The sequence below is a fragment of the Streptomyces sp. NPDC050549 genome, from assembly GCF_040655035.1.
GTDB lineage: Bacteria > Actinomycetota > Actinomycetes > Streptomycetales > Streptomycetaceae > Streptomyces.
Window position 1 is genome coordinate 198693 of the sequence record NZ_JBFAJD010000016.1, and the last position, 8158, is coordinate 206850.

Consider the following 8158-nt stretch of genomic DNA (forward strand, 5'->3'; position numbering starts at 1 on the left):
AGCCGGGTCCGCCGCGGCGCCTCTTTCGTCAGCGGCTCTCCAGTCGGACGTGCAGTTCCCGCTCCTGATCGCCCGACGTCACCGCGAGGTCGTGCACGGTGAACAGGGAGTCCAGGGTCGTACGGAACTGTTCGATGGCCCAGTAGCCGCCCTGGAGGTCCGCGTCGACGGAGGCCGAGAGGCGGGCCGGGTCGCCGGTGGGGCGCTCGTGGGTGTCGGCGACGTCGAAGGTGCCGAGCCAGACCGTGGGGCGGGTGTCGTGGTGGTCTCGGGGTACGTCGTCGGCGCACCGGTCGGAGCCGAAGCACGCGCACAGCGTGTCGAACACGATCCGGGCGTCCTCCTTGCTGCACCCGCTGATCTCCACCGAGACGGATTCCGGGTGTCCTGGCACTGTGTGCACGCTGTCCATGGCGAACACTCCTCTCGTCCACTCCCAGAAAAGCACCACTCTCCCGGCAGGGCACCAGGGCGGTCAGCCGGCGCCGCTCTCCAGTACCGCCATGGCCGCGTTGTGGCCCGGCACCCCGCTCACTCCCCCGCCGCGCACGGCGCCCGCCCCGCACAGCAGCACGTTCGCGTGCCGGGTCTCGACGCCCCAGCGTCCGGTGTCGTCCTGGGCGTAGGGCCAGGTCAGTGCGCGGTGGAAGATGTTGCCGCCGGGGAGCCGGAGGTCGCGTTCCAGGTCGAGGGGGGTCTTCGCCTCGATGCAGGGGCGGCCGTCCGCGTCGGTGGCGAGGCAGTCCGCGAGCGGTTCGGCGAGGTGGGCGTCCAGCTGGGCGAGCGTGGCCTTCAGGAGTTCCTCGCGTACGGCGTCGTTGTCCCGTTCGAAGAGGCGCGCCGGGGTGTGCAGGCCGAAGAGGGTGAGCGTCTGGTAGCCGCCCTCTTCGAGGTCGCGGCCGAGGATGCCCGGGTCGGTGAGGGAGTGGCAGTAGATCTCGGAGGGCGGTGCGGCGGGCAGCGAACCGGCCGCTGCCTGGGCGTGGGCGGCGGCCAGTTGGTCGTAGCCCTCGGCGATGTGGAAGGTGCCGGCGAAGGCCTCGCGCGGGTCGACCGAGGTGTCGCGGAGCCGGGGCAGCCGCTTGAGCAGCATGTTCACCTTGAGCTGGGCGCCCTCGGCGGGGGCGGGCGGTTCGTCGCCGGTGAGGGCGGCGAGTTGCTGCGGGGAGGCGCCGACGAGGACGTGCCGGGCGGCCACGATCCCTTCGCCGTCCGCGGTGCGGTAGGTGATCTCGGCGGCGCGTCCGTCCGTGTCGATACGGACGGCCTCGTGCCCGGTGGCGAGGACTGCGCCGGCACTCCGCGCGGCCGTGGCCAGGGCGTCGGTGAGGGCGCCCATGCCGCCGACCGGGACATCCCAGGCGCCGGTGCCGCCGCCGATGACGTGGTAGAGGAAGCAGCGGTTCTGGGCGAGGGACGGGTCGTGGGCGTCGGCGAAGGTGCCGATGAGGGCGTCGGTGAGGACGACGCCCCGGACCAGGTCGTCGGTGAAGTTCTCCTCGATCGCGACGCCGATCGGCTCCTCGAAGAGCATCCGCCAGGCGTCCTCGTCGTCGACGCGCCGGCGCAGTTCGTCGCGGGTGGGCAGCGGCTCGGTGAGCGTGGGGAAGACCCTTTGCGCGAGGCGGCCGGTCATGCCGTAGAGCCGCTGCCAGGCCGCGTACTCGCTCTCGCCGCCGGTCAGCCGGGCGAAGGCGTCGCGGGTGCGGCGCTCGCCGCCACCGACGAGGAGGCCGGTGGGGCGGCCGTCGCGTTCGACGGGGGTGTACGACGAGATGGTGCGCCCGCGGATGCGAAAGTCGAGGCCGAGGTCCCGCACGATCTTCTTGGGCAGCAGGCTGACCAGGTACGAGTACCGGGACAGCCGTGCGTCGACCCCGGCGAACGGGCGCGTCGACACGGCGGCGCCGCCCGTGGTGTCGAGACGCTCCAGGACGAGCACGGAGCGCCCGGCCCGGGCCAGGTAGGCGGCGGCGACCAGGCCGTTGTGGCCACCGCCGACGATGACGGCGTCGTACGTCCGATGTCCGGGTCCCTCGTGTGCAGGCATGGTTCTTCGTAACACGAGGTGATCTAGGTCGGCCAGGGGTGGGTGCGCGGTCCTCCGGGGCTGCGGATGGCCGACGGCGGCCCCGATCGGCCGCGTCCGCGGAAAGACGTGGGCGCACCGCCGTCAGCGCCCACGGGCGACGACGGCAGCCCCGGCCGCCTGTGGGTCCCGGACGCCCGCGTCCAGGGCTGCGGTGGCAGAGGCGGACAAGGCCGACGGCGGGCGCGACCGTCCGCGACCGCGGACAGGCACGGGCGCGCCGGCGTCGGCGCCCGTGGCCCCCACGGGCGGCCCCGGCCGTCAGTACCCGCCGGACGCCCGCCCCTGTCGTAGCACCGCCACCCGGCGGTACAGCTCGACCGCTTCCTGGTTGCGGCCGAGTTGTTCCAGGCAGTGGGCCTCGTCGTTGCGGCTGGCGAGGGTGTCGGGGTGGTCGGGGCCGAGGACGCGTTCGCGGGCGGCGGCGACGCGGCGGTATTCAGTGAGGGCGTCGGTCCAGCGGCCGAGCCAGCCGAGGCCGACGGCGACCTCGCGGCGGCTGACCAGAGTGTCGGTGTGGTCGGGCCCGAGGACGCGCTCGCGGATGGCGCACACGTCGCGGGACTCGGCGAGGGCCTCCTCCCAGCGCCCGAGGCGGCCGAGGTTGACGCCGAGGCCGTGGCGGGCGCGGAGGGTCTCGGGGTGTGCGGGGCCGTGGACGCGGGTGCGGTCGTCGATCAGGTCGCGGTAGAGCTTGAGGGCGTCGGCGCTGCGGCCGAGGCGGCCGAGGCTGATGCCGATCTCGTAGCGGGCGGCGAGGGTGTCGGCGTGATCCGGGCCGAGGGCTTGCGCACGGGCTTCGGCGACCTCGCCGTAGGTCTGGAGTGCCTCCTGCCAGCGGCCCAACTGGCCGAGCGCGTAGGCGACTTCGTAGCGGGTGACCAGGGTGTCGGGGTGGCCGGGGCCCAGCACCCGGGCGCGGGCGGCGGCGACCTCGCAGGCCATGCGGTACGAGTCCTCCAGGCGGCCGAGCCGGCTGAGGTTGAAGGCGAGGTTGTGGCGGCAGCGCAGGGTGTCGGGGTGGTCGGGGCCCATGGTGCCTTCGCGGGCGGCCAGTACGGACGTGTACACCTGGTGTGCGTCGAAGTGGCGGCCCAACTGGCCCAGCACGTAGGCCATTTCCTGCCGGGCGGCGAGTGTGTCGGCGTGGTCGGCACCCAGCGCCCGTTCCCTGGCGCGGGCGACGTGGGTGTATTCGCGCAGGGCCTCGGCGGCGTGGCCGGTGCGGCTGAGGGTGAAGCCGAGTTCGTAGCGGCTGGCGAGGGTGTCGGGGTGGTCCGGGCCGAGGAGGTGGGTGCGTTCGGCGGCGACCGCGCGGTGCACCTCGCCCGCCTCCGCCCAGCGGCCGAGGCGGCCCAGGCTCAGGCCCGCGTTGTGGCGTCCGGCCAGGGCCTTGAGGGCCTCCGGGGGCGGTGCAGACGGTGACTCCGGCGCCGGCCCCTCCGCGTGGCCGGTGGCCGGGCGCGCGATCCACTCGCCGGTGAGGCCGGCCCCGGCGTCCGGCGGGGTGGTGCGCAGTCCGGCGCCGGTCGCCTTGTGCCCGGTCGTCATCCCCCGCGTCCAGGACGGCAGGCGCGCCTCGCGGGACACCGGTTCGGGCGAGGTCAGTTGGGGTCGCGGGGTCACAACCGTCGGCACGTACAGGGGTGTCGTACGGCCCATGGTGATGCGGCGGCCCAACTCGCGGGCGTCGTGCGGGCGTTGCTCGGGGAGCTTGGCCAGCAGGTCGAGGATGACCTTCTCCAGGTACTCGGGCAGTTCGGCGCGCCGGGTGCGGGGTGGCCGGGGCGGGGTGTCGCGGTGGCCGATGAGGATGGCCCAGGCGTCACCGAGGTCGAACGGCGGTGCGCCGGTGGAGAGTTCGTACAGGACGCAGCCGAAGGAGTAGAGGTCGCTGCGCTGGTCGACCTCGGAGCCGCTGATCTGTTCCGGCGACATGTAGTGCGGGGTGCCCATCGCGATGCCGGTGCCGGTCAGCCGGGAGGTGAAGCCGATGTCGGCGCCGAGGCGAGCGATACCGAAGTCGCAGATCTTCACCGTGCCGTCGGTCAGCCGCATGATGTTCGCGGGCTTCAAGTCCCGGTGCACAATGCCCTGTTGGTGACAGTAGGCGAGGGCGGAGGCGACCTGCTCGGCGATGTCGACGACGTCACCGACGGGCAGCGGACGCTGCTGGTTGTCCTCCAGGAGCTGGCAGAGGTTGCGGCCGTCGAGGAGTTCCATCACCAGGAAGAGGACACCGTCGGACTCGCCGAAGTCGTGGACGACGGTCACCCCGCGGTGCTGGAGCGCGGCGGCGACCCGGGCCTCGCGCCGGAACCGTTCGCGCAGGACGCGGGTGAACGACTGGTCGTGGTGCGGGTTCAGCGGCTTGAGGCATTTGACGGCGACATGGCGGCCCAGCGACTCGTCCCGCGCCCGCCACACCTCGCCCATGCCGCCGCGCCCGATCAGATCGAGCAGCCGGTAGCGGCCCTGGATCAGCCTGCTGTCCCCCATCTCCGGTGATCGCCCCCGTCGGTGTTCGTCCTGCCCTCCCCTGGCTCGTCCAGTATGGCGAGCGATCGTCCGACTTTGTACGGGGACGGCCGGGAGCCGGGGCCGAGCCGTGACATGGCACGGATGATGTGCTCGGGCGGGAGGTGCCAGCGCACATCTGCGGGAACGCAGCGCAGCAGGGTGCCGCTGAAGCGCAGTCGCCGGGTGGCGGGCGCGGGGGCCGGTCTGCCGTAGAGCCGGTGGGCGTACGGCGGCAGTGAGGCGTACGCCAGGTGTGCCACGCGCCGCCAGAGCACCTCGCGCACCGGGACGAGGAGTGGGTGCGTCGGCGGGCGGAGCAGGAAGTCGTCCACTTCGCGTGCCTCGGGTCCGGCGACGAGAGCGGGCCGGACCTGCTCGAAGCAGGCGGCGAGTCCGGTCCGGTCGCCCGGTACGGCGGCCGGGTCGAGGCCCACCAGGCGGGCGCTCTCCCGGTGTTCGGCGAGGTAGCGGTCGGCCTGGGCGTCGGTGAGGCGGAAGCCGGAGCGGCGCAGCACGTGCAGATACGAGTCGATCTCGGCGCAGTGCACCCGCAGCAGCAGCTCGGGTTCGTCGATGGCGTACCGCTCCCCCGTGTCCGGGTCGGTCGCCCCGAGCATGCCGTGGATCTTCCGCACCGGGCGGCCGCCTTCTCGGCGGCCTCGGTGGTGCCGTAGGCGAGGGTGCCGACGAAGTTCGCGATGCTCATCAGCCGGCCCCAGTCGTCGCGCCGGAAGTCCGAGTTCTGCATGACCCCGCGGACGGCTCTCGGGTGCAGGGCCTGGAGTGCCTTGACCCCGAGTCCTGGACACGGGTCATGCGGCTGGGGTCAGCGTAGTTGGTGTTGTCCGGGACGCTGCTTCGTAGGCCATGGGACTGCGTTGTCCGAGGCGGGAGTGACGGCGTCGGGTGTTGTAGTGGTGTAGCCAGCCGAACGTGTCGAGGCGGGCCTCGCGCTCGCTGGACCAGTGCTTGCGACCCTGGAGCGTCTCGCGTTTGAACGTCGCGCTGAAGGACTCGGCAAGCGCGTTGTCCGCGCTGAAACCGATCGCGCTCATCGACTGGCGGACGCCGGCCAGGCGGCAGGCATCGGCGAAGGCCCGACTGATGTATTGGGCGAGTTCAACTGGTCGGTGTGCATGACCGCCCCAGCGAGACTGCCGCGGGTGCGTTCGGCCGCGTGCAGGGCGTCGGTGGAGAGATCGGTGCGCATGCGGTCTGCGATCGCCCGGTCGGCCAGACGGCGCCAGGCTCGGTCGATCACGGTGGCCAGGTAGAGGAACTTCCCGCCCTCCAGCGGGAGATGGGTGATGTCGCGGACGTACTTCGCGTTCGGCCCACTCGTGGTGAAGGGCTGCTCGGCGGGTACCGCTGCCCGACGTCCCTGCGGCCGGTGCGAGCCGGCCGCAGGGTCGACAGTCCGACCCCGCCACTCATCGAGTGGCGGGGTCGGGTGTGAGAGGTGGATCAGCGGATGTAGGTGGTGCGGTGTTCCTTCAGGGCGCCGCAGTTGGAGCCGGACACCTGCACGTGCACGTTGCCGATGTTGCCGCCCCAGTCCACGCAGTATCCCTTTCCGTAGGCGTAGGTCGGTCCTGCGTACGAGGTGTACTGCCCCCAGTCCGAGTCGTGCGCGTCGGTGGCGGGGATATAGATCCAGGCAGCCATGTCCATGACAGTTCCTGGGTTGCTGCGGATGGTCGCAACGCAGTTTCTGCCGTTCGAGGCGTTGTACGTCAGGTAGACGGTGCCCCCGGAGCCGACGGGCGCCGAGTTCACGGTCTTGTAGCTACTGCCGCAGACCTTCTGAGGTGTGGTGTTGGGTGCGGCGGCAGCAGGAGAGGCAAGCCCGACGGCCGCCCCCAGCGACAGCGCCGTCAGTACGACAGGAGCCAGAACGAAACGATTCATTTCTTTCCCCTTGCAGTCGTGAGAACTTATCGCTCGTCTTCGGTGCGGCTTGAGGTGCATTAAGGCACTGCGCTGTGTCGACGAGGTAGTAGGGGCAAGGGTATTGGTGAACAAGCGCCCATGTAGTGACTATCTGTCCCATTGTCCAAAACTTGCTGCGATTACGAATATTATGCCCGCGTCTGCACCGTTAGGGCATGTAGTGGATGTGCGGAGCCGATACAAACCTGGCCAGTTGTCACTTCTGGTGTTACTGGCTTTGGAGGGGTGATGTCGTTGGTGAGTGACGGAGTCCGATCGTCGCGGTGTGCCGGTCGTATGAGGTATCCGCAAGGTGGAGGGCTGACGCCTGAACGGCAGGCGTTTCGTGAGCGGACCCGAATGGAGGCCGGGTCGGGTCCAGAGAAGTGGTGTACGGGTTCGACCTGATCCGGGGGTTTGCTCCGGCATCGGGATGGTGCCCGCATAGACGAACGGCCACCGGCTGATCTTCGAAGTGTCGAAGCCTCGAAGGAGATCAGCACGATGACCGCACCCGACAGTCTGCCCCTGCACGCCCTCGCCGAAGACAACCTCGCCGCGGCGAGTCCCGATCTGCTGCGCGCGATGGTGAAGACGTTCGCCGACGCGCTCATGTCCGCGGAGGCCGATGCCCTCTGCAACGCAGAGTACGGGCAGGTCAGCGACGAACGCGTCAACTACCGCAATGGCTACCGCCCGCGCGAGTGGGACACGAGGGCCGGGACCGTTGAGCTGGCCATTCCCAAGCTGCGTCAGGGCAGTTACTTCCCGCACTGGCTCCTCGAACGCCGCCGCCGGGCCGAACAGGCCCTCATCTCGGTGGTCGCCACCGCCTACCTGCTCGGCGTCTCCACCCGCCGGGTCGAGAAGCTCGCCGCCTCCCTCGGTGTCACCCAGCTGTCGAAGTCCCAGGTCAGCGCGATGGCGAAGCATCTGGACGAACAGGTTGCCGCGTTCCGCAACCGGCCCCTGGACCAAGGGCCTTACGCGTTCGTCTGGGTCGACACACTGACCCAGAAGGTCCGCGAGGGCGGCCGCATCATCAACGTCCACGCCCTCATCGCCGTCGGCGTGAATGCCGACGGCCACCGCGAGATCCTCGGCATCGACGTCGCCTCCAGCGAGGACGGCGCCGGCTGGCTCGCCTTCCTGCGCTCCCTGACCGCTCGCGGCCTGTCCGGCGTCCAACTGATCGTCTCCGACGCCCACACCGGCCTCGTCGCTGCGATCGGCGCGGTCCTGCCCGGTTCATCGTGGCAGCGCTGTCGAACCCACTACGCCCGCGGGCTCCTGAGCCAGGTCCCCAAGTCGGCCCAGCCCTGGGTCGCCACGCTGCTGCGGACCGTCTTCGAACAGCCCGACACGACTGCTGTCCAGGCCCAGATGCGGCACGTCCTGGACGCCCTGGAAGCCAAATTCCCCAAGGCCGCAGCCCACTTGGACACCGCCCGGCGCGAGCTGCTGGCCTTCATCACGTTCCCGCGCGAGATCTGGCGGCAGATCTGGTCCAACTGTGAGGCTACTCAGTGCGTTGTGGCAAACCGGATCTCGTTCGAGGTAATGCGGCGCGGGTGATCATCTGGACGGAGGTTCGGGTGCGGTCGCGGGCATGAGAGAACG

Annotated in this window: 6 protein-coding genes and 2 pseudogenes; 1 reads left to right on the plus strand and 7 read right to left on the minus strand. The window is 70.8% G+C overall.

The genetic code is table 11. The features are described 5' to 3' along the window. Window positions 1-28 precede the first annotated feature (28 nt). The 7 genes and pseudogenes from AB0I51_RS24220 to AB0I51_RS24250 all read right to left on the minus strand — a co-directional run bounded on the left by AB0I51_RS24220 (window position 29) and on the right by AB0I51_RS24250 (window position 6517). Window positions 29-412, minus strand: a complete 384-nt coding sequence (locus AB0I51_RS24220) for a hypothetical protein (RefSeq protein WP_362978320.1) — start codon at window positions 410-412, stop codon at window positions 29-31. 63 nt (window positions 413-475) lie between these two features. Beyond that, complete coding sequence (locus AB0I51_RS24225; protein ID WP_362978322.1) at window positions 476-2050, minus strand: NAD(P)/FAD-dependent oxidoreductase; 1575 nt, start codon at window positions 2048-2050, stop codon at window positions 476-478. Window positions 2051-2350: 300 nt separating this feature from the next. Then, entirely contained in the window at window positions 2351-4588 is a 2238-nt protein-coding gene (locus tag AB0I51_RS24230) for a serine/threonine-protein kinase (protein ID WP_362978324.1), read from the minus strand. Beyond that, window positions 4570-5384, minus strand: a pseudogene (locus tag AB0I51_RS24235) (oxygenase MpaB family protein). Before AB0I51_RS24235 ends, AB0I51_RS24230 begins: the two are co-directional and overlap by 19 nt. A gap of 37 nt (window positions 5385-5421) precedes the next feature. Beyond that, window positions 5422-5664, minus strand: a complete 243-nt coding sequence (locus tag AB0I51_RS24240) for an integrase core domain-containing protein (RefSeq protein ID WP_362978326.1) — start codon at window positions 5662-5664, stop codon at window positions 5422-5424. Then, the gene (locus AB0I51_RS24245) at window positions 5661-6176 is read right to left on the minus strand and encodes a DDE-type integrase/transposase/recombinase (RefSeq protein WP_362978358.1); all 516 of its coding nucleotides are present in this window, start codon (window positions 6174-6176) and stop codon (window positions 5661-5663) included. The genes AB0I51_RS24240 and AB0I51_RS24245 overlap by 4 nt, the downstream gene beginning before the upstream one ends. After that, a complete protein-coding gene (locus AB0I51_RS24250; RefSeq protein ID WP_362978328.1) occupies window positions 6074-6517 on the minus strand; it encodes a spore-associated protein in 444 nt (147 codons plus the stop codon). The genes AB0I51_RS24245 and AB0I51_RS24250 overlap by 103 nt, the downstream gene beginning before the upstream one ends. Before the next feature lie 525 nt (window positions 6518-7042). Here AB0I51_RS24250 and AB0I51_RS24255 point away from each other — a divergent pair. Further along, window positions 7043-8050, plus strand: a pseudogene (locus AB0I51_RS24255) (IS256 family transposase); the annotation flags it as partial. Between the last annotated feature and the right edge of the window lie 108 nt (window positions 8051-8158).